Origin of the sequence: Streptomyces sp. GQFP (assembly GCF_021545335.1) — a bacterium.
GTDB lineage: Bacteria > Actinomycetota > Actinomycetes > Streptomycetales > Streptomycetaceae > Streptomyces.
Map to the genome: position 1 here is coordinate 8,161,210 of NZ_CP089312.1, position 24,791 is coordinate 8,186,000.

Here is a 24,791-nt window from a genome sequence, read left to right on the forward strand (position 1 = left end):
CAAAGCTTAGGTTAGCCTTACCTTCGCTCGCTACTGGCAGTCGAATCCCGTCGGATATCGGAGGACAACTCATGCCTGCGCGCCTACGTGCCCTGGTGACCGTGTTGTGTGCGGCCGTCCTGGGGGCCCTCCTCCCGGCCGGTGCCGCGCATGCCGCGAGCCGTACCGTGCAGGGCGGCAGGCTCGACTGGGGCATCAAATCGTCCTTCCAGAGCTATGTCACCGGCCCGATAGCGAAGGGGAGTTTCTCCCTCACGGGCGGCGCGGCCACGGTCGGCGGCAGCCAGTTCCGCTTCCACTCGGCCACGGGTTCGTACGACGGCGACACGGGCGCCTTCCGCGCGGGCTTCTCCGGCGGTGTCCACTTCGTCGGCCACAAGAAGGCCGACGGGACCTACCAGCTCGACCTCACCATCAGCCGCCCCACCGTCCGGATCTCCGGCGGCTCCGGCACCCTCTACGTCGACGTCACCAGCAAGGCGAAGGACACCGGGACGGTCACGACGTCCTCGCAGGTGCCCTTCGCCTCCCTCTCCCTGGGCGGGATCGACATGCGGGGCGGCGGCAACGCGGTCACCCTCAACAACCTCCCCGCCACTCTCACCGCCGAGGGCGCCAAGTCCTTCGCCGGGTACTACACGGCGGGCACCGCACTCGACCCGGTGAGCCTCTCGGCGGATGTGCAGGCGGCGGCCACCAAGCAGCCGACGACGACACCGACGACCAAGGCCCCCACCGCCACCCCCTCCAACTCCACGGCCCCGAAGGCGACTTCGGGCGCGATCAAGGACGGCGCCGTTGACTGGGGGGTGCGCCGCACCTTCCGCGAGTACGTCACCGGTGACATCGCCAAGGGCAAGTGGACGCTGTCCTCAGGCGCCCAGGACGGCGGCGCCCTCTTCCGCTTCCCGAGCGGCAAGGGCACGTACAAGGACGGCAAACTGGCCGTCACCTTCACCGGCGTGGTGCGCTTCACGGGTGAGAACGGCCTCGACCTGGCGCTGAGCGGACTGCGGACCACGGTCGCAGCGAACGGCACCGGCACGCTGTACGCGGACGTGGCGAGCCCGGACTTCAAGGGCGCCGACGTCCCGCTGATCACCTTCACCGCCGCCAAGCCGACGGCCAAGAACGGCCTGGTAGCGCTGACCGAGGCGCCCGCGAAACTGACGGAACGCGGCGCGCAGGCCTTCGGCGGCATGTACAAGGCGGGCACGGAGATGGACCCCGTCTCCCTCGCCGTCACCCTCACCGACGACGCCGAACTTCCCGCCCTGCCCGACCTGGGCAGCGCGGGCACCGGGACGGAGACGTCCGCGACCCCGGAGGCGGCGGCCAAGTCCGCCGCACCGGACACGGAGAACGCCGCGAGCGACACCGCCTCCGGCTCCGACGACGGCTCACCGCTCCTGCCCGTCGGCCTGGCGGCCGGCGCCCTGCTGCTGGCGGCCGCGGCCTTGGCGGTCGTCGTCCGCAGGCGCAAAGCCCGCACGGCCACCGCCGCCGCCGCCGATGCGCCGGACGGGGCCTGAACTCCCTTACATCGTCCGCCGGTTGGCGGACCGTCCACCTAGGAGAACCACCACCATGTCCGCCTCCTCCAGACGCCCCCTCGCTCTCGCCGCCGCCGTGGCCACGGCTGTCGCGCTCGGTGCCACCGCGCTCGCCACGACGGTCGCCTCCACCGCCTCGGCCGCCGAAGTCCCGCTCAGTGGCTACGAGTTGACCTGGGGTATCAAGCAGTCGTACCGCACCTACGTGACCGGAATGGCGGCCGGTACCTTCACCCCGGCGGACGGCGCCTCGCAGGCCGCGGACAACGGAGCCTTCACCTTCACGGAGGGCGCGGGGACCTACGACACCACCGACAACACCGTGGACCTCGGCTTCAAGGGCAGCCTCAAGATCGCCTCCACGGCGCACGGCTTCGAACTCACCCTGTCCGACGTCAAGTTCGACAGCAAGGCGGCGAAGATCACCGCCGATGTCACGAAGAGCGGCACCACCCAGGACGACGTCCCGCTCGCCGACGTCACGGTCTCCCGCACGATGACCGACATGGCGACCAAGCTGACGGCGGAGGCGGCGACCGTCTTCGGCAGCTCCAGCTACAGCGGGGCGGCGGGCGACCCGCTGACGGTCGTGGAGAAGACGACGGAGTCCACGACCCCGTCCGGGTCCACGTCCCCGAGCGCGTCGACCTCGCCGTCCCTGACTCCGTCGGGTTCGTCCTCTGCCTCGGCCTCGACCTCGGCATCCCCGTCGCCGTCGCAGAGCGAGTCGGAGTCCGCCTCGCCCTCGGAGTCCCCGTCGGACACCGACACCGCAGCCCCGGTGAGCGGTGACATCACCGACGGCACGCTCGGCTGGGGTGTGAAGCAGTCCTTCCGTACGTACGTCGTGGACGGCGTCGCCAAGGGCGCGATCACGACCTCCGACGGCGCGACCCAGGCCGCCGACAACGGCGTGTTCACGTTCGTCGACGGCTCGGGCGAGTACGACACCGACGCCGAGACCCTCTCCGCCGCCTTCGCGGGCGCCGTGAACTTCAAGGGCCACGAGGACAACGGCATGTACGGCCTCGACCTCACCCTCAGCGACCTCAAGGCGACGATCGACAACGGCGCCGGCGAACTCACCGCCGACGTGGAGAGCCTCGGCGAGACGTCCGACGACGTGGTCCTGGCCGACCTGACGACGGACGCGACCGACCTCACGGCTGTGAACGATGTCATCACCCTGTCCGACGTGACCGCGAAGCTCACAGCGGCCGGTGCGGAGGCCTTCGGCGACTTCTACGAGACGGGCACGGAACTCGACCCGGTCGACCTGTCCGTGGCGGTCGCCGAGGGCGCCGAACTCCCGGGCGGGGACGGCGGGTCGGACTCCACAGGCGGCTCCTCCTCCGGCTCGTCCGGCTCCACGGGCGGCTCGTCCTCCGGTACGACGGGTTCCACGACCGGCGGCACCACCGGCTCGACCACCGGCGGGCTCGCTTCCACCGGTGCGGGCGTTCCGGTGGGTGCGCTGGGCACGGCCGCCGCGGTGACGGTGGCGGCGGGCGCGGGTGTGGTGCTGGCGGTGAGGCGTCGCCGTACGGAGGCGTGAGGACGTACGGGGACGCGTAGTTGGTGACGGCCGCCACCTGGGTGTTTGAATGCGCGCGTGACTGATTACGACGTACTCCGCGTCTTCTGCTCGCCCACCGGCGGATACGGCAACGAACTGGGCGTGGTCCGTGAGGGCTCCGTCATGCCGGAGCGGGACGAACGGCAGGCGTTCGCGGCGAAACTCGGGTTCAGCGAGACCGTGTTCGTCGATGACCCCGAGCGCGGGGTCATCGACATCTACACCCCGACCCTGCGCCTGCCGTTCGCCGGTCACCCCTGCGTCGGCACGGCCTGGCTGCTCGACGTGCCCGAACTCGTCACACCGGCCGGGCTGGTGGGGGCCCGGCTGGACGGCGAGTTCAGCTGGATCGAGGCGCGGGCGGAGTGGGTGCCGGGGCGGACGCTGCGGCGGTACGGCTCGGCGGCGGAGGTGGACGCGCTGCCGGTGCCGCCGGCGGGGGAGTGGATCTACGCGTGGGCCTGGGAGGACGAGGCGGCGGGCCGAGTGCGTGCCCGCGGCTTTCCCGGCCGCGACGACGGCATCGAGGAGGACGAGGCGACGGGGGCGGCGGCGCTGCTGCTGACGCACGAGCTGGGCCGGGCGCTGAACATCACCCAGGGCAAGGGTTCACAGATACTGACGGCGCCCCAGCCGATGGGGTGGGTGGAGGTCGGGGGCCGGGTGTTCCTGGAGCGGTGAGCTTTCTTCGCCCCCGCCGCCCCTACCCGTCCCATCCTCGGGGGCTCCGCCCCCGAACCCCCGCTCCTCAAACGCCGGAGGGGCTGAATACCCAGCCGTAGCGGGGGTCTGGGGGCGCAGCCCCCAGGGATGGGTACGGGTAGGGGCGGCGGGGGCGAAACACCCCGGGGTGACCGTCACGCGGACATGGGGAACTCCTCGCCCAACGCCCGGAAGACGCCCGTGTTGAGCGCGAACGCCCGCTTGCACTCCGCCACGATCCGCTGTCGCTCCAGCTCGTCCACCGCCACCCCCGCCCCGTCCAGCAACTCGCGATACCCCCGCTTGAACGCCGCCGGGTTCGTGATCTCCTCGAAGACGTAGAAGCGGACGCCGTCCCCCTTGCGGGCGAAGCCCCACGTCTTCTCGGCCCGGTCGCGGATGATCTGGCCGCCGGAGAGGTCTCCGAGGTAGCGGGTGTAGTGGTGGGCGATGTATCCGGCCGGCCACTCCCGGGCGCACTCGGCGACCCGGTCCGCGTACGCCCGCGTCGCGGGCAGCGCGGTGAGCGTCGCTCGCCAGTCGGCGCCGCGCAGATGCGCGAGGTCCTTCTCCAGCGCCGGCAGCCGCATCAGCTCGGGCTGGATGAAGGGACCCGCCACCGGGTCGGACGCCAGCCGTCCGGCCGCCGCCTCCAGAGCCTCGTACACGAACCACAACTGCTCGGTGTAGCGCGCGTACGCGTCCACGCCGAGCCTGCCGCCGAGCATGTCGCTCATGAACGTCGAGGTCTCCGCCTCCACGTGCTGCTCGTGCGACGCGGTGCGGATGACTGTCGAAAAGGAGTCCATGAGACCTATCCTCTGAGGTAAGGCTAACCTAAGTCAATACCTTTACCGACTGGCTGTCGGTAAAAGCGTACCCAGAAAAAGCAGCCAGCCCGCCCTCAAGGAGAAGGCGGGCTGTATGTCAGGTTTATGGATGGTGGGCGGGTCAGGGCAGCGTGAGGATCTCCACGCCCGAGTCGGTCACCACGAGCGTGTGCTCGAACTGGGCCGTGCGCTTGCGGTCCTTGGTGACGACCGTCCAGCCGTCGTCCCACATGTCGTACTCGTACGTGCCCAGCGTCAGCATCGGCTCGATGGTGAAGGTCATCCCGGGCTGGATGAGGGTCGTGGCGTGGGGGCTGTCGTAGTGCGGGACGATCAGGCCGGAGTGGAACGAGGAATTGATGCCGTGGCCTGTGAAGTCGCGGACGACTCCGTAGCCGAAGCGCTTGGCGTACGACTCGATGACCCGGCCGATGATGTTGATCTGCCGGCCCGGCCTGACCGCCTTGATCGCCCGGTCCAGGGACTCCCGGGTGCGCTCGACGAGCAGCCTGCTCTCCTCGTCCACGTCCCCGACCAGGTACGTCGCGTTGGTGTCGCCGTGCACCCCGCCGATGTACGCCGTCACGTCGAGGTTGATGATGTCGCCGTCCCGCAGCACCGTCGAGTCCGGGATGCCGTGGCAGATGACCTCGTTGACGGACGTGCACAGAGACTTGGGGAAGCCGCGGTAACCGAGGGTGGACGGGTAGGCGCCGTGGTCGCACATGTACTCGTGCGCCACCCGGTCCAACTCGTCGGTGGTCACCCCGGGCACGATGAGCTTCGCGGCCTCCGCCATCGCCCGCGCGGCGATCCGCCCGGCGATCCGCATCGCCTCGATCGTCTCGGGCGTCTGCACCTCCGCCCCGGTGTACGGGGTCGGTGCGGGCTTCCCGACGTACTCGGGACGCCGGATGTTTCCGGGCACGGAACGGATGGGGGACAGGTCCCCTGGTACGAGCAGCGACTGGCCAGACATGACAGTGAGTTTAACGAGCGTGGGTGGGGGACGATGAACGTGGTGAAAGGAGCGTGGGCAATGGCCCTGTTCAAGAAGCGCACGGTCGGTAAACCGGGCGAGTGGTACTACTGCCTGGAGCACAAGAAGGTCGAAGAGGGGCCGGACTGTCCGGGCAAGGACCGGTTCGGTCCGTATGCCACTCGCGCGGAGGCCGAACACGCGATGGAGACGGCCCGCGAGCGGAACCTTGAGTGGGAGAACGATCCCAAGTGGCACGAGGGAGCGCGCGGCGGGGACCAGGACTGAGTTGTCGGGGGCGGTTCGTTGGCTGCGGGTGCGCTGTGGCTGGTCGCGCCCACGCGGCGGAGCCGCAGATCAGATACAGCCCCGCGCCCCTGAGCAGGTCAGATCGCCCTCTGTTTGGCAGTACCGCCAGTCTTCTCCCGTTGCTTTCGTAGCCGTATCGCGTGTTCGTTCGTTCGGACGTCGTAGCGCATCAGGGCCGGTAGGCACAGGGCCAGTGCGCCCACGCCCGCCGCGCAGGCCAGGCCGCCCGACCAGACCGATGTGCGCACCCCGCGCAACGCGGCCACGCCGCCTGCCCTGACCTGGCCGAGCTGGGGGCCGACCGAGTAGGAGAGCAGTTCGATGCCGGCGAGGCGGCCGCGTAGTTCGTCCGGGATGGTCTGGTTCCACATCGCGCCTCGGAAGATCCCGCTGATCATGTCGAAGCAGCCGGCGAGGAGGAGGAACAGCAGGACCAGCCATACGTTGGCTACGGTCCCGGACGCGGCGATCGCCAGGCCCCAGCCCGCCGCCCCGAGCACCACCATCCGCCCGTGCCGGTGCACCCGTGAGGTCCAGCCGCTGGTGAGGCTCACGAGCAGGGAACCGGCCGGGATCGCCGCGTACATCAGGCCCAGCGACCACTCGGCGTTCAACTCGTCCGCCAGGAACGGGAGGACGGCCAGCGGCATCGCCAGGAACATCGCGGCCAGGTCGATGGCGTACGTCCCGAGGAGTTCCTTGCGGTTCCACGCGTAGCGGGCGCCCTCCGCGATCGACCGGAGGGAGGGTTTCGCGGCCTCGTGGGAGGCGGGGGAGGCGGCCAGCCCCACGACGAACAGCAGGGACACGGCGAAGGTCACGACATCGACGGCGTACGCCCAGCCGAGCCCCGCGTACGCCACGACCACGCCCGCGAGCGCCGGGCCCGCGACCCCGCCGACCGTCCAGCGGAAGGAGTTGAGCGCCGCCGCGGCCGGCAGATGTTCGTGCGCCACGATCCTCGGCATCAGCGAGTCCAGCGCCGGCCGTTGCACCGACCCGAGGGCCGAGGTGAGCGCGGCGACGACGTACAGCGGCCAGATGAGGGGGTCGGGCAGCAGGGCGTTGACGAGCAGTGCGGCGCACAGCAGCCCCTGCCCGGCCTCCGTCCACAGGATCAGCTTCCGTTTGTCCGCCGCGTCGGCCAGCGCCCCGCCGTACAGCCCGAACACGATCAGCGGGACCAGCTCCACGGCCCCGATCGCCCCGACCGCGGCGGCCGACCCGGTCAGCTCCTTCATCTGCACCGGCAGCGCGACGAAGGTCAGAAAACTCCCGAAGTTGGTGATCAGCCCCGACAGCCAGAGCTTCCGGAAGTCGGGGGAGGCCCGCCAGGGGGAGAGGTCGGGGAGGAGGGCACGGAGCGCTGAGGTCACGGGGGGTCATGCTGTGGGGTGGGGGAGGGCGAAGCAACAGGTTTATTCGGGAAGGGTTTTCCCGATCTTCGGGAAGGGCGTCTTCACCAGCGGGACGGCGGCGGTGCCGTCAGGACATCCGCCAGCCTCGACAGCCGGTCACGGAAACTCCGCCGCCCTCGGACCACCGGCACCGAGTTCTCCCCGACCGCCGCGCTGACCAGGTGCTGCACCGTGTCCAGGTCCAGTTCCAGGCCCTCCGGCACCGCCAGCGACTCATGCGCCAGCGACACCAGTTCCCCCTCACCCGACCCCAGCACCAGCACCTTCACGCCGCTCCGCCGAGCGTCGAGAACCCGCTCCAGCAGGCCGCCGTCCACCCCCTCCGGCGCCACCATCAGCAACGTCTCACCCCGGCGGGCCGCCTCGATCCGCCCGAGCCCGTCCGACCGTACGAGCGTCGGGGCCAGCTCGGGTGTCCCCGACCACGCCGCCTCGTCCACGAGATGGGCCGCCAGGTGCCACGGCTCGTACTCCGGCGTGCCCGCCAACAGCAGTCCGCCCCCGTACGACACCACGGATCCCCGTAACGCCCCCGCGAACCTCCGCGTGGCCCCCAACCACTCGGTTCCCGCGAGCACTTCGCGGAGCAGCGCGACCCGTACGGCGTCCATGACCGCGCATCCTGCCGCAACGGACAACTCGGGGCGCTCACTTCACAGTGTTTTCGCCCAACCTGGGTAAGGACACGAATCACTGCCCTCACCACGCACTCATCTACCACGTAGGCACCTACTTACCGACTCACCGCCCCACCGAGGAGCCGCACATGACCGTCGAGACGAGCATCCCCTTCTGGTCCGGCCAGGAGGGCTACGCCAGTTACCGCATCCCGGCCGTCGTCGTCACCCACTCCGGTACCGTGCTCGCCTTCTGCGAGGGCCGGGTCGACTCCGCGTCGGACCACGGTCACATCGACATCGTGCTGAAGCGGTCCACGGACGGCGGCCGCACCTGGGGCCCGCTCACGGTCGCCGCCAACAACGGCGTCCATCTCGCGGGCAACCCCGCCCCCGTCGTCCTCGACACCGGCCGCATCCTCCTCGTGTACGTCCGGGCCTCGGGCGCGGTGACCGAGAAGGACATCCTGCTCGGCAACGTCTCGGCCGCCGACGGCCGCCGTATCTGGGTCCGCCACAGCGACGACGACGGCGTCAGCTGGTCCTCCTCCGTGGAGATCACCGACCAGGTCAAGCACACGGACTGGCGCTGGTACGCCACCACCCCCGGCCACGCCATCCAGCTGAGCGGCGGCCGGGTCGTCGTCGCCGCCAACCACACGATTCCGCCCACCGGCGAGGACCTGGGCAACGAGGCCCGCTACAACAGCGGCCACTGTCTGCTCAGCGACGACCGCGGCGAGAGCTGGTACATCGGGTACCTGGACGAGAACACCAACGGGTACATCAACGTCAACGAGACCACCGCCGCCGAACTCCCCGACGGCCGCGTCTACTTCAACACCCGCAACGACTCCCCGTCACCCGGCAACCGCGCCGACGCCCACTCCACGGACGGCGGCCGGACCCTCGTCAAGCAGTTCCGCCCGCAGGCCGGTCTGGCCGCCCCCATCTGCCAGGGCAGTGTGCTCCAGTTCCGCGACCCCGATCTGCTCCTCTTCTCCGGGCCCGCCGATCCCGCCGCCCGTGCCCTGATGACCATCCGCGTCTCCACAGACGGCGGCACCACCTGGCGCCCCGTGCACACGGTGAACGGCCTGCCCGCCGCCTACTCCGACCTCGTCCGGATCGACGCCGACACCGTCGGACTCCTCTTCGAGACCGGCGACTTCGGCCCGTACGAGAGGATCCCCTTCCGGCGGGTGCCCGTGACCCAGCTCACCTGATCCCATGGGTGCCCTGGCACGGACGTAAAGTCGGCCCATGACCTCTACCGACAGTGCACAGACCCCTGCCCAGGCCCCTGCGAAGGCCCCCGCCAAGGACCCCTGGGACCTTCCCGACGTCTCCGGGCTCGTCGTCGGCGTGCTCGGCGGGACCGGGCCGCAGGGCAAGGGCCTCGCCTACCGGCTCGCCAGGGCCGGCCAGAAGGTGATCATCGGGTCGCGCGCCGCCGACCGTGCCCAGGCCGCCGCCGACGAACTCGGCCACGGGGTCGAGGGCGCCGACAACGCCGAGACCGCGCGCCGCAGCGACATCGTGATCGTCGCCGTGCCCTGGGACGGACACGGCAAGACCCTCGAATCGTTGCGCGAGGAACTGGCCGGCAAGCTCGTCGTGGACTGTGTGAACCCGCTCGGCTTCGACAAGAAGGGCGCGTTCGCGCTGAAGCCGGAGGAGGGCAGCGCCGCCGAACAGGCCGCCGCCCTGCTGCCGGACTCCCGGGTCACGGCCGCCTTCCACCACCTGTCGGCCGTACTGCTCCAGGACCCGGAGATCGAGGAGATCGACACCGATGTGATGGTCCTCGGCGAGGAGCGCGCGGACGTGGAGATCGTGCAGGCGCTCGCCGGCCGTATCCCCGGCATGCGCGGGGTCTTCTCGGGCCGGCTGCGCAACGCCCACCAGGTCGAGTCGCTGGTCGCCAACCTGATCTCGGTGAACCGCCGCTACAAGGCCCACGCGGGCCTGCGCGTCACCGACATCTGAGCGGATGGGGGACACTGGACGGGTTTCCGTTTCCGGCAGTGTCCCCCCGACCGGTGTCCCCGACAGGAGAGCAGTCCACATGCCCCGCCTCGCCCTCTACGCCCTGGCCGTCTGCCTGCTCGCCGTGGCCGCCGCCGTCGTGTCCTTCGTCCAGGGCAACCTGCTGGGGATCGTGTGGGTGCTGCTGGCCGGGCTGTCGTCCAACATGTGCTGGTACTACGTCCGGCGCGGCAAGCAGACCCACGGATAAACCGAAGCCAGAGGAGTTTCACCGCTTCGAAGGAAGCTGCCGGGCTTTCCCTGGAGATGCCGGTCGGCCGGTCATAGCGTCCTGCGGGTAGACGGATCGCCGCGATCCTCACTGTGTCCGGCAAGGAGTACCGCACCCCGATGACCGTGGACAGCAGCCCGGAAGTCCAGGCCGAGCCAGCAGTGCCGCAGCAGGCCCTCGGCACCGCCGCCGCCCGCAACCTCGCCACCACCACCAAGTCCGCCCCGCAGATGCAGGAGATCACCTCCCGCTGGTTGCTGCGGATGCTCCCCTGGGTCGAGACCAAGGGCGGCGCCTACCGGGTCAACCGGCGGCTCAGGCACACCGTCGGCGACGGGCGCATCGAGTTCGTCCAGGACGGCGCCACGGTCCGGGTGATCCCCCGCGAACTCGGTGAACTGGCCCTGCTGCGGGGCTTCGACGACGTGGACGTCCTGACCGCCCTCGCCGAACGCTGTGTGCGGCGCGACTTCGCCGCCGGTGAGGTCCTCGTCGAGCGCGGCAGCCCGGCGGACCGGATCCACCTGATCGCCCACGGCCGCGTCAGTCAGTCCGGCGAGGGCCCGTACGGCGGGGCGATCGCCATCGCGGTACTCGCGGACGGCGACCGCTTCGGCGAGAACGCCCTGCTGGACTCCGACGCCCGCCACGACTACACGGTCACCGCTGAGACCTCCGGCACTCTCCTCACGCTCTCCCGCGCAGATTTCGCCGCCGTACGGGAGGCCGCGCCCGGCCTTCAGGCCCACATCGAGGAGTTCGGCTCCGCCGCACGGCAGCCGCAGAACAAACACGGCGAGGCCGCGATCGCCCTGTCGGCCGGCCATACCGGCGAGGCCGACCTGCCGGCCACCTTCGTCGACTACGAGCTGAAGCCGCGCGAGTACGAACTCTCCGTCGCCCAGACCGTCCTGAGGATCCACACCCGGGTCGCCGACCTCTACAACGGGCCGATGAACCAGTCCGAGGAGCAACTTCGGCTCACCATCGAGGCGTTGCGTGAGCGGCAGGAGCACGAGCTCGTCAACAACCCCGAGTTCGGACTGCTGCACAACGCCGACTTCAAGCAGCGCATCCAGACGCACTCCGGCCCGCCGACCCCGGACGACATGGACGACCTGCTCTGCCGCCGCCGCGGCACCAAGCTCTTCCTCGCCCACCCGAGGACGATCGCCGCGATCGGACGCGGCTTCAACGCCTACGGCCTCTACCCGGACCACGTCGACCTCGGCGGGCAGTCGGTCCCGGCCTGGCGCGGGGTCCCGATCCTGCCCTGCAACAAGATCCCGATCAGCAGGGAACAGACCAGCTCCATCATCGCGATGCGCACGGGCGAGGAGAACCAGGGAGTCATCGGCCTGCGGCAGACAGACCTGCCGGACGAGGTCGAGCCGGGCCTCTCCGCGCGCTTCATGGGCATCAACGAGCAGGCCGTCATCTCCTATCTCGTCAGCACGTACTACTCCGCCGCGGTCCTCCTGCCCGACGCGCTCGGAGTGCTGGAGAACGTGCAGATCGCCCGCACGCGGGACTGACGGCGCGCCGCGTCGAACAGGTCGACGCCCCCGCTCGTCCCACCACAGCACCACAGCAAGGAGCAACAGATGCCCGACACCGGGCCCCTCGGACCACCCGTGCCCGAGCGGCGGCCGGGGCCGTCCACCACCACGCCGGTCCTGCCCGCCAAGCCTCCCGAACCCGTCGTCCCCCCGGTCCTGGGCGGGCCGACCGGACTGGGAACGGCCTCGCTGTCCCTGGCCAGTGCACCGCGTCCACCGGCCGCACCTCCACCTCCCGTACCTCCACCTCCCGTACCCGTCGTCCAGCGGCGGGTCCTGGGCGGGCCGACCGGTCTGGGGACGGCCTCCCTGTCCCTGGCCCGCACACCCGACCCGGTGCTCCCCGCTCCCGCGCCACCCGCCGAGGGCAAGGCCGTTCCCGGCCTGTACCACCACTCCGTCCCGGAGCCCGACCCGGTGCGCGTCGAGGAGGTGAGCCGCCGGATCAAACGCTGGGCCGAGGACGAGGTCCAGCTCTACCCCGAGGAGTGGGAAGGCCAGTTCGACGGCTTCTCCGTCGGGCGGTACATGGTCGGCTGCCACCCCGACGCCCCCACCGTGGATCATCTGATGATCGCCACCCGGCTGATGGTCGCGGAGAACGCCGTCGACGACTGCTACTGCGAGGACCACGGCGGTTCACCCGTCGGTCTCGGCGGCCGTCTCCTGCTCGCGCACACCGCGCTCGACCCTCTCCACACCACCCCGGAGTACGCGCCGGAGTGGCAGACGTCGCTCGGCTCGGATCCGCCGCGGCGCGCCTATCGCAGCGCGATGGACCACTTCGTCCGCGCGGCCACACCCTCCCAGGCCGACCGCTTCCGGCACGACATGGCCCGGCTGCACATGGGGTATCTCGCCGAGGCGGCCTGGGCCGAGACCGATCACGTCCCGGAGGTGTGGGAGTACCTGGCGATGCGCCAGTTCAACAACTTCCGCCCCTGCCCCACCATCACCGACACCGTCGGAGGCTACGAGCTCCCGGCGGACCTGCACGCACAGCCGGAGACACAGCGGGTCATCGCGCTGGCCGGCAACGCGACCACCATCGTCAACGACCTGTACTCCTACACCAAGGAACTGGCCAGTCCCGGCCGGCACCTGAACCTGCCCGTGGTGATCGCGGAACGCGAACGGCTCTCCGAGCGCGACGCGTATCTCAAGGCGGTCGAGGTCCACAACGACCTCATGCACGCCTTCGAGGCGGCAGCGGCCGACCTCGCCGCAGCCTGCCCCCTGCCCGCCGTGGCGCGCTTCCTCAAGGGCGTGGCCGCCTGGGTCGACGGCAACCACGACTGGCACCGCACCAACACCTACCGCTACACCCTGCCCGACTTCTGGTAATCGAACGGACGAACGGAAGCCTCTGTGACCACGGATATCACCCCCGCCCTCTCCGCGATGATCCCGGCCCCGGCGACCCCCTATCAGGGGGACATCGCCCGGTACTGGAACAGCGAGGCGAGGCCGGTGAACCTGCGCCTCGGTGACGTGGACGGGCTCTACCACCATCACTACGGCATCGGCGCCGTCGACCACACCGCGCTCGGCGACCCGGAGGACAGTGAGTACGAGAAGAGGCTGATCGCCGAGCTGCACCGGCTGGAGTCCGCCCAGGCCGAGGTCCTCCTGGACCACCTGGGCCCCGTCACGGCCGACGACACCCTCGTCGACGCCGGGTGCGGTCGCGGCGGATCCATGGTCATGGCCCACCAGCGCTTCGGCTGCAAGGTCGAGGGCGTCACGCTCTCCGCCACGCAGGCCGACTTCGGCAACGGGCGGGCACGGGAGCTGCGGATCCAGGACCACGTCCGCTCGCGCGTGTGCAACATGCTCGACACGCCCTTCGAGAAGGGTGGCGTCGCCGCCTCGTGGAACAACGAGTCGACCATGTACGTCGATCTGCACGACCTGTTCGCCGAGCACTCCCGCTTCCTCAAGGTGGGTGGCCGGTACGTGACCATCACCGGCTGCTGGAACCCCCGTTACGGCCAGCCGTCGAAGTGGGTCTCGCAGATCAACGCCCACTTCGAGTGCAACATCCACTCCCGTCGTGAGTACCTGCGGGCCATGGCCGACAACCGGCTCGTGCCGCAGACCGTGATCGACCTGACTCCCGACACCCTGCCGTACTGGGAACTGCGGGCCACGTCCTCGCTGGTCACCGGGATCGAGGAGGCGTTCATCGAGTCCTACCGGGACGGTTCCTTCCAGTACGTGCTGATCGCGGCCGACCGCGTCTGAACAGGCGCTCGGGACGAAGCCCCGTCCACCCCGAGGGGAGTGGCCGGGGCTTCGACGTTTCCGCAGGTCAGGGCGTACATCCGATGTTCGTGCCATTGTCCCGGAGGAAGCTGAACACAGAGTTGTACAAGTACTGACCGCAGTACGTGTCGAACTGGTCGATCCCCAGACCGCGCAGCACCGAGTCGATCACGTCGAAGAACGCGCTGTTCACCTCGGGGAGCCACAGCACCGCGAACACGAACAGCAGCCCGAACGGCGCGAACGGCTCCACCTGGCGCTTGATCTTGTACGACAGCCAGGGCTCGATGACCCCGTAGCCGTCGAGCCCGGGCACCGGCAGGAAGTTCAGGATCGCGGCCGTGACCTGGAGCAGCGCCAGGAAGGCGAGCGCGAACCGGAAGTCCGCCGGCACTCCGTCCAGCGCGTCCAGCCAGAACGGCGCCGTGCACACCACCGCGAAGAGGACGTTCGTCAGCGGTCCTGCGGCCGAGATCAGACTGTGCTTCCACCGGCCGTGGATGCGCCCCCGCTCGATGAAGACGGCACCGCCGGGAAGCCCGATCCCGCCCATGATCACGAAAATCACCGGCAGGACGATGCTGAGCAGGGCGTGTGTGTAGGCGAGAGGATTGAGGCTCAGGTACCCCTTCGCCCCAACGGTGATGTCACCCCCATGGAACGCGGTGCGGGCGTGTGCGTACTCGTGTAGGCAGAGCGAGACCACCCAGGCCGCGGTGACAAAGAGGAAGACGGCAAACCCTGGGGACGACGCGAAGCCCGTCCATACGGCCCACCCGGCCACCGCCGTGATGGCAGCGATTCCGAGGAAGACAGGGCTGATTCGCTGCTCTGTCGTAGGAGAGGTGGTGGTCATGGGCAGGTCTCCTGGTATGTGGCGGCCATGCTGAAGGAACGGCGACCGTAACAGTGGACGTGGGGACAACGTCTCGCGAGGCTGTGAGTTCCCGGAACGGACAGGTCTGGGGGGATCGTCTGTCTCGACCGTCGCAGGCCCGACTATCCCAGGTACTTCGCAAGTCGCTTCTGGAAGTCGTCGGGGATCTCCGGGACATGGCCGCCGCCTCCCTGCGGGTGGCATCTGACGGTGATGCCAGCGTGGATCAGATCCTCGCCGATTTCGCTGATTCCCATGCTCTGCCACCGCTCGGCGAAGGTTTTACCGAGTGGCACGAACTGCCAGTGATCCTTGTCCGCACCGTGTGACGATTCGCCTGACTCGCCGTCGGCGCTGGTTTGCTGGACGTACACGCGGCGCGTGACAGGTGTGCTTCCTACAGCTTGGCGCAGCATGCGCAGGACCGGAGTGACGATTTCCTCGTCGGGCAGGAACACGTAGCCCGGGCATGCGGGGGAGGCGACGCGTGAAAGGCAGCGGATCTTCTCGGTGCTCCGGAACGTCCCGTCCTTGCGTCGCTTCCTGGTCGTGTGGAGTTGAAGGTTCTTTCCACACCCCCCGCACTTGATCACATTGAGCAGCGGGGTCCTGGGAGTTGACGAACGTCGACCGATCGGCGAAGCCGAATCGGCGAGGGCGTCCTGCAGAAGATCGAACACTTCTTGGTCCAGCACACCCTCAGCCACGCGGATGGGCCGACCCTCCTGATCGTGAACCAGGACACGCCTCTTGTACTTTTTCCCGGGGACATCCTCGCTGCGCGTCTTCCAGCCCAGCAGGGTGGGGGACGTGAGGATGCCCTTCAACGTGCGGGGGTACCAGACGAAGTCCTTGCCAGACTTGTTTCGTTGGTAGGTATCCGCAGGGGAAGGCACTCCCCGTTCCTCGAAGTCTCGGCAGATGGAGTTGACCGACTCGCCGCCGATGACACGTCGAGCGGCCTCCCGGACAACGTCCGCGGTCTCTGTGCTGATCTCCAGGTAGCGGGCACCGTCCTTCGCGTAGGTGCGGTAGCCGAAGGGCGGTGAACTGCCGCCCCACCTGGTGGACGTGAGCAGGTGCGCACGCGACGAGGCGACCCGCTCGGCAGCGGCGCGGGCTTCCATCTCGGCGAAGGTGGCGATCATGGTGGCTGTCGCCTGTCCTGTCGGACTCGTCAGGTCGAACGGTTCGGTGGCGGACACCAACCCCTTGCTCCCATGGCTCTCCGCCCACTTGATCATCTGGTCCAGATCGCCGACTCTGCGAACGAACCGATCGAGTCGCCAGAAGACGATGACGTCGAAGTCCGGGGCGCGGTCGTCGAGCCATCGGGACAGTTCCGGGCGCTTCCACGGAGGTACTGCGCTGGCGGAGACGGCAAGATCCATGGCAACGCCGACGACCTCCCAGCCGCGAAGTTCGCAGAAGGACTTGCATTCCTTGATCTGACGCTCGGGGCTGGTCGTCGATTCCGTCTGGACGGTCAGCCGGGCGGTGACGAGTGCCCTCAGAGGTCTTCCCATGAATCGGAGGCTATTTCATTTGTATCCAAGCGTCTGAGAGTTAAGTAAATTGATCCCGAGGCTCCCATAGTCCAGGGGCATCCTCAGCGGGTCCGTCCCCAAACCCCGGCGCGGCTGTCGGTGGCCTGTAGGTGGTTTGTCGGTGGGGGGTGACAGGTTTCCTCCCATGACGCGAATCGACAACCACCCCGCCGACGGGGCCGAACATGCCGTTTCCGTGCGGGGGCTGGTCAAGCACTACGGCGAGACCAAGGCTCTGGACGGTGTTGACCTGGACGTCCGGGAAGGCACCGTGCTCGGAGTGCTCGGGCCCAACGGCGCCGGCAAGACCACCCTCGTACGCATCCTGTCCACCCTGCTGCAGCCGACGTCGGGGCAGGCGACCGTCGCCGGATACGACGTTCTGCGCCAGCCCCGGCAGCTGCGGCGGGTGATAGGGCTCACCGGGCAGTACGCCTCCGTGGACGAGAAGCTCCCGGGCTGGGAGAACCTCTACATGATCGGGCGGCTGCTCGATCTGTCCCGCAAGGACGCCCGTGCCCGGGCCGACGAGCTGCTGGAACGCTTCTCGCTCACCGATGCCGCCAAGCGGCCCGCGAGTACCTACTCCGGCGGCTCGATCTCGCCGCCTCCATGATCGGCAGGCCTGTCGTCCTGTTCCTCGACGAACCCACCACCGGGCTCGACCCCCGGACCCGCAACGAGGTCTGGGCCGAGGTCAAGCGCATGGTCGGCGACGGGGTGACCGTACTGCTCACCACCCAGTACATGGAGGAGGCCGAGCAGCTCGCCTCCGAGCTGGCCGTCATCGACCGGGGGAAGGTCGTCGCGGGCGGTGCCATCGACGAGCTGAAGGCGAAGGTCGGCGGCCGTACCCTGCGGATCCGGCCCGCCGACCCGCTGCAACTGCGCCCGCTCGCCCGCGATCTCGACGACCTCGGCATCACCGGCCTCGCCACCACCGCCGTGGACAGCGCGAGCGGCAGCGTCCTGGTGCCGATCCTGAGCGACGAGCAGCTGACCGCCGTCACCGGCGCGGTCGTCGCGCGCGGTATCACCATCTCCTCGATCAGCACCGAACTGCCCAGCCTGGACGAGGTGTTCCTGTCCCTCACCGGCCACCGTGCCACTGCCTCGCTGGACGACGACGCCGCGCCCGCCGACGCCCGAGAGGAGGTCGCCGTATGAGCGCCGCGACCGCAACCGTCAACGAGATGGACCTGGATAGCCGCATCAACGCCGACGGGCGTATTCCGCTGCGCGCCCATCTGCGGCACACCGGCGCCCTCGTCCGCCGCAACCTGCTGTGGATACGGCAGGACCCGGAGTCCATGTTCGACGCGCTGCTGATGCCGATCGTCTTCACCCTGCTGTTCGTGTTCGTCTTCGGCGGCTCGATCGGGCAGGCCACGGGCGGCGGGCAGGACGGGTATGTGCAGTACGTGATCCCCGGCATGATCGCGATGATGAGCATGACGCTGTCCCAGGGCGTCGGCACCGGGTTCAGCCAGGACTTCAACTCCGGTGTCATGGACCGCTTCCGGTCCCTGCCGATCGGGCGCGGCTCGGTGCTGTTCGCGAAGATCTCGGTCGAGCTGATCCGGATGCTGTTCGCGACCACCGTGCTGATGATCGTGGCGGTTCTGGTCGGCTTCGACATCAACCACTGGCCGGGACTGTTCGCGGCCGTGGGCCTGTCCACGCTGTTCGCCTCGTCGATCATGTGGGTGTTCCTCACCCTGGGCGTGGTCCTGAAGAACGCGCAGTCCGTGCAGGCGATGGGGTTCCTGGTGCTGTTCCCGCTGCAGTTCGGTTCGTCGATCTTCGCGCCGACGCAGTCGATGCCGGGCTGGCTCCAGGCGTTCACCGACTACAACCCGCTGTCCACGCTCGCGGACGCGGCGCGCGGACTGATGGTGGGCGGCCCGGTGGCGCACGACCTGTGGGTGACCATCGGCTGGTCGGTGGCGATCACGGCGGTGATGGCACCGGTCGCGATCCACAAGTTCCGCACGAAGAGCTGAGAGAGCTGGTACGTACGTCAGATGAGGGCGGTCGCCTCCTCCGCGGAGAGTCGGCCGCCCTCCTCGTACGCCGCCTCGTACTCCTCGTCGGTGAGCAGGTCACGGACCGCGCGGACGGCGCGGGTGCGGACCTCGCGCTCCATGTGCCCGGGGATGTGGCCGGGCGGCAGCAGGGCGTCGGCGGCGCCCAGGCAGCGGGCGGCGTCGCGGGCGTGGCTGCCTCCGTCGAGACCGGCGAGGGCCACGGCGCCGGTGGTCAGGAAGGAGGTCTGCAGCTGGGGAGCGATGCTGCGGGACAGCGCGTCGTCGGCCCGGGCCAGTGCCTCCCTGGTCTTGGCGAGGGACTCCTCGTGCCGTCCCTCCACCACGTCCAGCCAGGCCTCCGCGCCGAGGATGAACGCGTCGAAGATGACGAACGAGGCGGCTCTGAACTCCTGGCGCAGCAGCCGGAGTTGCTCACGCGCCTCGGGGACCCGGTCGGTGATGCCGAGCAGGGCCGTGAGGAAGAGCCGGGCGGCGGGCAGGGCCTCGTTGACCATTCCCTCCGCCTCCTTGATGACCTGGCGCAGCAGCCGTTCGCCCTCGTCGGTCCGGCCGGCCTCCAGGAACACGTTGCCGAGGCGGGCGGCGAGTACGGTCTTCTGGGCGCGGGCGCCGAGTTGTTCGGCCAGTTCCATCGCGTCGGCGAAGTCGGTGGCGGCGCTGTCGTACGCGGCCTTCTTCTCGTGGGCCTCGCCGCGTGCGGAGAGCGCTTCCGCGGCGCCCCAGTCGTCGCCGAGGCGGCGGAAGATCTCCAGGGCCTCGTCGGCGTCGCGGGTCGCGTCGCCGGCCCAGTCGCTGCGGTTGGCGAGGACGTTGGCGCGCATCTGGAGACAGGCGGCGAGTTCCCACTCGAAGCGGGGTGCCGTGTCGCGGCAGGTGCGCACGGACTCGTCGACGATGACACGGAGCCGGTCCATGTCGCGGGTGAGCATGACGGCGTAGAACCAGAGGAGGCCGGGGTAGCGGCAGGTCTGGGGGGCGCCGGGTTCGTAGACGCGGGTCATGGCGTCCAGTTTCTGTTGGGCCTCGGGTGTCTGCCAGGCCTCCAACTCCATGTCCATACAGGCGAGATGGATGAGGTGGACGCCGCGTCGGGCCTCTTCGAGCACGTCGTCGCGCCAGGGCGGCGGGGTGTCCGTGCAGCGCTCCCAGAGGGGCTGTGCCGGGCGGATGGGGAGGGCGAAGGGGTCGGGGCCGAGGTTCATGACCTCGCGGGACCAGTTGCGGCCGGCGAGCCGCAGGTCGCGCATCTGCCAGTACCAGGCGATCGACAGGACGAGGCAGAGCGCCTCCTGTTCGTCGCGGGTGACCACGGCGTGGCGCAGGGCGGCGCGGATGTTCTCGCTCTCCTCCTGGAACACGTCGAGGGCGGCGCGCTGGCCGGAGCCGCGCAGCAACGAGTCGGTGGTGCGGGCGAGTTCGCGGTAGTACGTGAGGTGCGCGCGCTCGGCCTCTGGCCGGTCGCCGGACTCGTCGAGGCGCGTACCGGCGTACTCCGCGACGGTCTCCAGGAGCCGATACCGCATCCCTCCGCTCTCGCCCGAAGGGGCGGCCACGACAAGGGACTTGTCGACGAGCGAGCCGAGCGCTTCGAGGGCGACGGGACCGCACACGGCCTCGGCGGCGGCGAGGTCGCAGCCGCCCGCGAAGACGGACAGCCGCCGCAGGACGTCCCGTTCGTCCTCGTCGAGCAGGTCCCAGGACCAGTCGACGACGGCCCGCAGGGTCTGCTGGCGGGGCAGGACGGTACGGCTGCCGGAGATCAGCAGCCGGAACCGGTCGTCGAGGCGGTCGGCGATCTGCCGCAGCGACAGCATCCGCAGGCGGGCGGCGGCCAGTTCGATGGCGAGGGGCAGCCCGTCGAGCCGACGGCAGATCTCGGCGGCGGCCTCCGGATCGTCCTCGACGCGGAATCCGGGCCGGGCGGCGGCCCCTCGGTCGGCGAGCAGCCGTAGCGCGACCGGCTCGGGCAGCGGTTCGACGGGACGCACCAACTCGCCCGGTACGCCCAGGGGTTCACGGCTGGTGGCGAGCACGGTGACTCCCGGGCAGCGCACCAGCAGCTCCGCGACGAGCCGCGCGGCGGCGTCGACGACGTGCTCGCAGTTGTCGAGGAGGATCAGCATCCGCCGGTTCGCACAGTGCTCGACGAGCCGTAGGAGGGGGTCGTCGTGCCGGTCCGCGGAGGCGACGCGCAGCTCCTCGGCACCGGCCCCGCGCAGGACGGTCTCCCGCGCCCCGACAGCGGTGAGCACGGCCTCCGGCACGGCGTCCGGGTCGACGACGGGCGCGAGTTCGGCCAGCCAGACCCCGTCCGCGGCCCGGTCCCGCCCACCGTCCCGCACAGCCTCGGCGGCTTCCTGCGACAGCCGCGTCTTGCCCGCCCCACCGGGCCCGAGCAGGGTCACCAGCCGGGCTGCGGCGAGGTCACCCCGGATGGCCTCGATATCGGCCTCCCGGCCGACGAAGGAGGTGAGGCGGGCGCGGAGGTTGCCCGGGGGCGAAGGCGAAGGCGAGGGTGGGGCTGGGAGCGAAGGCGGCGCGCCTTTGGGTATGCCGTTGGGCGTGCCGCCCACTCTGAGCAACTCCGCGTGCAGGGACCGCAGTTCGGGGCCCGGGTCGGCGCCGAGGCGGTCCGCCAGCAGGTTGCGTACGTCCTCGTAGGCGGCCAGGGCCTGGGCGGGGCGGCCCGCGTCTCTCAGGGCGCGCAGGCGGAGGGCCTGGAGGGGTTCGTCGAGGGGGTGGCTGTCGCACAGGGCGGTCAGTTCGGGGAGGGACTGTTCCGCGGCGCCCAGGGCCAGGGCGGCGGTGAGGCGGGCGCGGCGGGTGTCCAGGCGGCGGGTCTCCCAGCGGGCGGCCTCGGCGGTGCGGTCGGGGAGGTCGGCGAGGGCCGGGCCGTGCCAGAGGGCGAGGGCGTCGTCGAGGACGTCGGCGGCCTTGGCGGGGTCGCCGTCGGCCAGCGCGCGCTTGCCCTCGTCCGCCAGCCGCCCGAACCGGTACAGGTCGACGTCGTCCGGCCCGGCGCACAGCCGGTAGCCGCCCTCGGCGGAGGCGATCGCGTCCGGACCGAGCGCGCGGCGCAGCCGGCCGACCAGCGCCTGGAGCGCACCCGGCGCGTCGGCGGGCGCGTCCCCGTTCCACACCTCCTGCACCAGAACACCCGCGGGCACGGTCCGGCCGGGCCGCAGCGCGAACACGGTCAGCAGGGCACGCAGCCGCGCCCCGCCGACCGGGACGGAGGTGCCGTCGGAACGGAGTGCCTGGGTGGTGCCGAGGATGTGGTAGCGCACGGGTCCATTCTCACTTGCCGTAGCCCAGAGCGAGCATGGGATAGGCAGGCGCGGCGGGGGCGGAAAAAATGGCGCAGCCCGCCGATGGGGGAAGTCGGCGGGCTGCTGTGGTGCCGCAGTGGCTTGTCCGGCGAATCGGCTCAGTGCACGGAGTGCTCCTCCAGCGGGAACGTTCCGCCCGTCACATCCTCCGCGAACGCCTTCGCCGCATTCCCCATCACCTCACGCAGATTCGCGTACTGCTTGACGAACTTCGGCATCCGCCCGCCGGTCAGCCCGAGCATGTCCGTCCACACCAGCACCTGCGCGTCCGTCTCCGCCCCCGCCCCGATACCGACCGTGGGGATGTGCAGAGTCCGCGTGACCTCCGCGGCCAACTCCGCCGGCACCAGCTCAAGGACCACCGCGAACGCCCCCGCGTCCTGCACGGCCTTCGCATCCCGCAGCAACTGCTGCGCCGCCTCCTCACCACGCCCCTGCACGCGGTACCCCATGGAGTTCACGGACTGCGGCGTCAGCCCGATGTGGGCCATCACCGGGATCCCGGACTCGACCAGCAGCTCGATCTGCCGGTGCGAGCGCTCGCCGCCCTCCAGCTTGACGGCCCCGACCCCCGCCTCCTTCACCAGCCGGGTCGCCGAGCGCAGCGCCTGCACCGGCCCCTCCTGGTAGGACCCGAAGGGCAGGTCGCCGACGATCAGGGCCCGGCTCGTGCCCCGTACGACGGCGGCGGACAGCATGGTCATCTCGTCCAGCGTGACGGGCACGGTCGTCTCGTACCCGAGGTGACAGTTGCCCGCCGAGTCGCCGACCAGCATGACCGGGATCCCGGCCTCGTCGAAGACGGACGCGGTCATCGCGTCGTACGCGGTGAGCATGGGCCACTTCTCGCCGCGCTCCTTGGCGGCGCTGATGTCGCGGACCGTGATGCGGCGTGTGCCCTTGCCTCCGTACAGCGCGTTCGTGCTGCCGGCGGAGGTCTGGTGGGCAGCCTGAAGCTGCGTCATGGCAACGGCTCCTTCAATCATCTCGAGGCACCCTGACGGCGTCCCCGGATCACCACCCATGGTGGCACCTCGCGTCGGGGATCGGCTAGTGGTCGCCCGTCGAGCGCATGCCTCTGTGCCGAACATCTCGCACCCCGCGTTGCACATGCACCCCACCCTGTTTAAGGTCTCGGTAAAGGCTTTCGATACGAGACGGTCTCGTATCGAAATGAGCTTAGGGTGGCAGCCATGACGACTTCTGCCGGCCCGTCCGCCCTCGACCCACGGATCCCCGAGTCCGTGCACCGCAGACGCTGGGTCATCCTCGGCGTGCTCATGCTCAGCCTGTTGATCGTGGTCCTCGACAACTCCATCCTCAACGTCGCGATCAAGACCATCTCCACCCCCGCCCCGACCGGCCTGGGCGCCACCCAGAGCGAACTGGAGTGGGCGATCAACGCCTACACCCTCGTCTTCGCGGGGCTCCTCTTCTCCGCCGGCATCCTCGGCGACCGTCTCGGCCGCAAGAAGGTGCTCCTCGGCGGACTCACCGTCTTCGGCCTCGGCTCCGCCCTCGCCGCGTTCGCGGGCTCGCCCACCGAACTCATCCTCTTCCGGGCCGTGATGGGCCTCGGCGCCGCCTTCGTGATGCCCGCCACCCTCGCCGTTCTCATGAACGTCTTCGAGCGCGAGGAGCAGCCCAAGGCCATCGGCATCTGGGCGGGCGGTGTCGGACTCGCCATCGCCATAGGGCCGATCACCGGAGGCGTCCTCCTCGACCACTTCTGGTGGGGGTCCGTCTTCCTCATCAACGTACCGATCGTGATCATCGCCCTCGTGCTGATGACCGTCCTGGTGCCCGACTCCCGCGACCCGAAGCCGGGCCGGATCGACCCCGTAGGGGTCCTGCTCTCCGTCGTCGGGCTCGTGCTCCTGGTCTACGGCATCATCAAGGGCGGCCAGCTCGCCGACTTCACCGACCCGCAGGTGCTGGCGACCATGGGCGCCGGTCTCGCCGTACTCGTCGGCTTCGTGCTGTTCGAGAAGCGCAGCGACCATCCGTCCATCGACGTGACGTACTTCCGCGACAAGACCTTCTCGGCCGCGATGTCCGTCATCGCGCTCGTCTTCTTCGCGCTGATGGGCGTGACCTTCTTCTCGGTCTTCTACACCCAGAGCGTGCGCGGCTACTCGCCCCTCCAGACCGGCCTGCTGATGCTGCCGCTGGCCGCCGCCCAGCTGATCTTCGCGCCGCGCGCCCGGCTGGCCGTCGACCGCTTCGGCAACCGGGTCACGACCACCGTCGCGATGCTGCTGATCGCCGCGACCCTGGCCGCGTTCGCCACGTTCGAGGCGGACACACCCATCTGGATCCTGGAGGTCGTCTTCTTCCTCATGGGCACCGGCATGGCGCACATCATGACGCCGACCAGCGTCGTCATCATGCAGTCCCTGCCCCGCGAGAAGGCCGGCTCCGCCTCCGCGCTCAGCAACACCTTCCGCCAGGTCGGCGGCGCGCTCGGGATCGCCGTACTCGGCTCCGTCCTCTCGGCGGCCTACCGCAGCGGCATCGAGGACAAGCTCGGCGCGCTGCCCGCCGGCGTACGGCACACAGCGGGCGAGTCCATCGAGGCCACCCTCGGCGTCGCCGCGAAGCTCGGCCCGAAGGGCGACGCCCTGGTCGGCCCCGCCCATGACGCGTTCCTGCACGCGATGCACGTCACCGCGCTGTGCGGCGCGGGCGTCGCCGTCCTGGGCGCCCTGGTCGTCGCCCTGTGCCTGCCGGGCCGCCCGGCCACGCCCCAAGGGGGCGAGGAGAAGGCGCAGTTGGTGTCCACGGATCACTGAAACGCCGATCACCGGAGAGAATCGAACGCAGGACGTACGACGCACGACGCACGACGAGGAAGGGAAGAGGCCGCGTGAACCTCGCGGACGGCTCGGCCGACCGACCCCCCACAGGCAGTTCCCCTGCCGG

General features: G+C 69.9%; 20 protein-coding genes and 1 pseudogene. 13 read left to right on the forward strand and 8 right to left on the reverse strand.

Annotation, left to right across the window (positions count from 1 at the left end):
- Positions 1-71 precede the first annotated feature (71 nt).
- From LUX31_RS36780 to LUX31_RS36790, 3 genes are read left to right on the forward strand one after another with little or no spacing between them, the layout of a single operon-like run.
- Positions 72-1,532 carry an HtaA domain-containing protein gene (locus LUX31_RS36780; RefSeq protein WP_235479630.1) on the forward strand — a complete coding sequence of 487 codons (1,461 nt, stop codon included), beginning with the start codon at positions 72-74 and terminating at the stop codon, positions 1,530-1,532.
- A gap of 55 nt (positions 1,533-1,587) precedes the next feature.
- Complete coding sequence (locus LUX31_RS36785) at positions 1,588-3,108, forward strand: HtaA domain-containing protein (protein WP_235479631.1); 1,521 nt, start codon at positions 1,588-1,590, stop codon at positions 3,106-3,108.
- A 57-nt stretch (positions 3,109-3,165) separates the two neighbouring features.
- Complete coding sequence (locus tag LUX31_RS36790; protein WP_235479632.1) at positions 3,166-3,810, forward strand: PhzF family phenazine biosynthesis protein; 645 nt, start codon at positions 3,166-3,168, stop codon at positions 3,808-3,810.
- A gap of 176 nt (positions 3,811-3,986) precedes the next feature.
- Here the strand turns inward: LUX31_RS36790 and LUX31_RS36795 are convergent, their stop codons facing one another.
- Complete coding sequence (locus LUX31_RS36795; RefSeq protein WP_235479633.1) at positions 3,987-4,640, reverse strand: biliverdin-producing heme oxygenase; 654 nt, start codon at positions 4,638-4,640, stop codon at positions 3,987-3,989.
- 142 nt (positions 4,641-4,782) lie between these two features.
- On the reverse strand, positions 4,783-5,640 hold the full coding sequence (gene map / locus LUX31_RS36800) for a type I methionyl aminopeptidase (protein ID WP_235479634.1): 858 nt from the start codon (positions 5,638-5,640) through the stop codon (positions 4,783-4,785).
- Positions 5,641-5,700: 60 nt separating this feature from the next.
- On the opposite strand from map, the gene LUX31_RS36805 reads away from it, so the two are divergent.
- Positions 5,701-5,928 carry a hypothetical protein gene (locus tag LUX31_RS36805; RefSeq protein WP_235479635.1) on the forward strand — a complete coding sequence of 76 codons (228 nt, stop codon included), beginning with the start codon at positions 5,701-5,703 and terminating at the stop codon, positions 5,926-5,928.
- Positions 5,929-6,026: 98 nt separating this feature from the next.
- Here LUX31_RS36805 and LUX31_RS36810 read toward each other — a convergent pair whose 3' ends face one another.
- The gene (locus LUX31_RS36810) at positions 6,027-7,325 is read right to left on the reverse strand and encodes an MFS transporter (RefSeq protein ID WP_235479636.1); all 1,299 of its coding nucleotides are present in this window, start codon (positions 7,323-7,325) and stop codon (positions 6,027-6,029) included.
- Positions 7,326-7,408: 83 nt separating this feature from the next.
- A complete protein-coding gene (locus LUX31_RS36815; RefSeq protein ID WP_235479637.1) occupies positions 7,409-7,978 on the reverse strand; it encodes a hypothetical protein in 570 nt (189 codons plus the stop codon).
- A gap of 155 nt (positions 7,979-8,133) precedes the next feature.
- Between LUX31_RS36815 and LUX31_RS36820 the strand changes: the two genes are divergently transcribed.
- The 6 genes from LUX31_RS36820 to LUX31_RS36845 all read left to right on the forward strand — a co-directional run bounded on the left by LUX31_RS36820 (position 8,134) and on the right by LUX31_RS36845 (position 14,047).
- The gene (locus LUX31_RS36820) at positions 8,134-9,210 is read left to right on the forward strand and encodes a sialidase family protein (RefSeq protein WP_235479638.1); all 1,077 of its coding nucleotides are present in this window, start codon (positions 8,134-8,136) and stop codon (positions 9,208-9,210) included.
- Positions 9,211-9,247: 37 nt separating this feature from the next.
- Positions 9,248-9,973 (forward strand): NADPH-dependent F420 reductase, encoded by a 726-nt coding sequence (gene npdG, locus LUX31_RS36825; RefSeq protein WP_235479639.1) that lies wholly within the window; start codon positions 9,248-9,250, stop codon positions 9,971-9,973.
- A 4-nt stretch (positions 9,974-9,977) separates the two neighbouring features.
- Positions 9,978-10,223 (forward strand): hypothetical protein, encoded by a 246-nt coding sequence (locus tag LUX31_RS36830; protein WP_235479640.1) that lies wholly within the window; start codon positions 9,978-9,980, stop codon positions 10,221-10,223.
- 140 nt (positions 10,224-10,363) lie between these two features.
- Positions 10,364-11,779 carry a family 2B encapsulin nanocompartment shell protein gene (locus LUX31_RS36835; RefSeq protein ID WP_235479641.1) on the forward strand — a complete coding sequence of 472 codons (1,416 nt, stop codon included), beginning with the start codon at positions 10,364-10,366 and terminating at the stop codon, positions 11,777-11,779.
- Between the two features lie 69 nt (positions 11,780-11,848).
- Positions 11,849-13,147, forward strand: coding sequence for a family 2 encapsulin nanocompartment cargo protein terpene cyclase (locus LUX31_RS36840; RefSeq protein WP_235479642.1), 1,299 nt, complete (start codon positions 11,849-11,851; stop codon positions 13,145-13,147).
- A 57-nt stretch (positions 13,148-13,204) separates the two neighbouring features.
- On the forward strand, positions 13,205-14,047 hold the full coding sequence (locus LUX31_RS36845; RefSeq protein WP_443046091.1) for a geranyl diphosphate 2-C-methyltransferase: 843 nt from the start codon (positions 13,205-13,207) through the stop codon (positions 14,045-14,047).
- A gap of 67 nt (positions 14,048-14,114) precedes the next feature.
- On the opposite strand, the gene LUX31_RS36850 is transcribed toward LUX31_RS36845, so the two are convergent.
- Positions 14,115-14,924: a site-2 protease family protein gene (locus LUX31_RS36850; protein WP_235479644.1), complete on the reverse strand. Its 810-nt coding sequence runs from the start codon at positions 14,922-14,924 to the stop codon at positions 14,115-14,117.
- Between the two features lie 143 nt (positions 14,925-15,067).
- Positions 15,068-16,471 (reverse strand): recombinase family protein, encoded by a 1,404-nt coding sequence (locus tag LUX31_RS36855; RefSeq protein WP_235479645.1) that lies wholly within the window; start codon positions 16,469-16,471, stop codon positions 15,068-15,070.
- A 166-nt stretch (positions 16,472-16,637) separates the two neighbouring features.
- Here LUX31_RS36855 and LUX31_RS36860 point away from each other — a divergent pair.
- Together LUX31_RS36860 and LUX31_RS36865 are read left to right on the forward strand one after the other, a co-directional pair.
- A pseudogene (locus LUX31_RS36860) lies at positions 16,638-17,659 on the forward strand (ATP-binding cassette domain-containing protein).
- Positions 17,656-18,495 (forward strand): ABC transporter permease, encoded by an 840-nt coding sequence (locus LUX31_RS36865; RefSeq protein WP_235479646.1) that lies wholly within the window; start codon positions 17,656-17,658, stop codon positions 18,493-18,495. Before LUX31_RS36860 ends, LUX31_RS36865 begins: the two are co-directional and overlap by 4 nt.
- A gap of 17 nt (positions 18,496-18,512) precedes the next feature.
- Here the strand turns inward: LUX31_RS36865 and LUX31_RS36870 are convergent, their stop codons facing one another.
- Positions 18,513-21,827 carry a BTAD domain-containing putative transcriptional regulator gene (locus LUX31_RS36870; protein WP_235479647.1) on the reverse strand — a complete coding sequence of 1,105 codons (3,315 nt, stop codon included), beginning with the start codon at positions 21,825-21,827 and terminating at the stop codon, positions 18,513-18,515.
- 140 nt (positions 21,828-21,967) lie between these two features.
- On the reverse strand, positions 21,968-22,834 hold the full coding sequence (gene panB, locus LUX31_RS36875; protein WP_235479648.1) for a 3-methyl-2-oxobutanoate hydroxymethyltransferase: 867 nt from the start codon (positions 22,832-22,834) through the stop codon (positions 21,968-21,970).
- A 228-nt stretch (positions 22,835-23,062) separates the two neighbouring features.
- On the opposite strand from panB, the gene LUX31_RS36880 reads away from it, so the two are divergent.
- Positions 23,063-24,661, forward strand: a complete 1,599-nt coding sequence (locus tag LUX31_RS36880; RefSeq protein ID WP_235479649.1) for an MFS transporter — start codon at positions 23,063-23,065, stop codon at positions 24,659-24,661.
- The last annotated feature ends 130 nt before the right edge of the window (positions 24,662-24,791 follow it).

Bases quoted from the DNA above. Each gene is read 5' to 3' on its own strand.
- LUX31_RS36830 (WP_235479640.1), top strand. From the start codon at position 9,978: ATGGGGGACACTGGACGGGTTTCCGTTTCCGGCAGTGTCCCCCCGACC.
- LUX31_RS36845 (WP_443046091.1), top strand. From the start codon at position 13,205: ATGATCCCGGCCCCGGCGACCCCCTATCAGGGGGACATCGCCCGGTAC.
- npdG (WP_235479639.1), top strand. From the start codon at position 9,248: ATGACCTCTACCGACAGTGCACAGACCCCTGCCCAGGCCCCTGCGAAG.
- LUX31_RS36865 (WP_235479646.1), top strand. From the start codon at position 17,656: ATGAGCGCCGCGACCGCAACCGTCAACGAGATGGACCTGGATAGCCGC.
- LUX31_RS36855 (WP_235479645.1), bottom strand. From the start codon at position 16,471: ATGGGAAGACCTCTGAGGGCACTCGTCACCGCCCGGCTGACCGTCCAG.
- map (WP_235479634.1), bottom strand. From the start codon at position 5,640: ATGTCTGGCCAGTCGCTGCTCGTACCAGGGGACCTGTCCCCCATCCGT.
- LUX31_RS36780 (WP_235479630.1), top strand. From the start codon at position 72: ATGCCTGCGCGCCTACGTGCCCTGGTGACCGTGTTGTGTGCGGCCGTC.
- LUX31_RS36785 (WP_235479631.1), top strand. From the start codon at position 1,588: ATGTCCGCCTCCTCCAGACGCCCCCTCGCTCTCGCCGCCGCCGTGGCC.
- LUX31_RS36815 (WP_235479637.1), bottom strand. From the start codon at position 7,978: ATGGACGCCGTACGGGTCGCGCTGCTCCGCGAAGTGCTCGCGGGAACC.
- LUX31_RS36805 (WP_235479635.1), top strand. From the start codon at position 5,701: ATGGCCCTGTTCAAGAAGCGCACGGTCGGTAAACCGGGCGAGTGGTAC.
- LUX31_RS36795 (WP_235479633.1), bottom strand. From the start codon at position 4,640: ATGGACTCCTTTTCGACAGTCATCCGCACCGCGTCGCACGAGCAGCAC.
- LUX31_RS36820 (WP_235479638.1), top strand. From the start codon at position 8,134: ATGACCGTCGAGACGAGCATCCCCTTCTGGTCCGGCCAGGAGGGCTAC.
- LUX31_RS36835 (WP_235479641.1), top strand. From the start codon at position 10,364: ATGACCGTGGACAGCAGCCCGGAAGTCCAGGCCGAGCCAGCAGTGCCG.
- LUX31_RS36850 (WP_235479644.1), bottom strand. From the start codon at position 14,924: ATGACCACCACCTCTCCTACGACAGAGCAGCGAATCAGCCCTGTCTTC.
- panB (WP_235479648.1), bottom strand. From the start codon at position 22,834: ATGACGCAGCTTCAGGCTGCCCACCAGACCTCCGCCGGCAGCACGAAC.
- LUX31_RS36880 (WP_235479649.1), top strand. From the start codon at position 23,063: ATGACGACTTCTGCCGGCCCGTCCGCCCTCGACCCACGGATCCCCGAG.
- LUX31_RS36840 (WP_235479642.1), top strand. From the start codon at position 11,849: ATGCCCGACACCGGGCCCCTCGGACCACCCGTGCCCGAGCGGCGGCCG.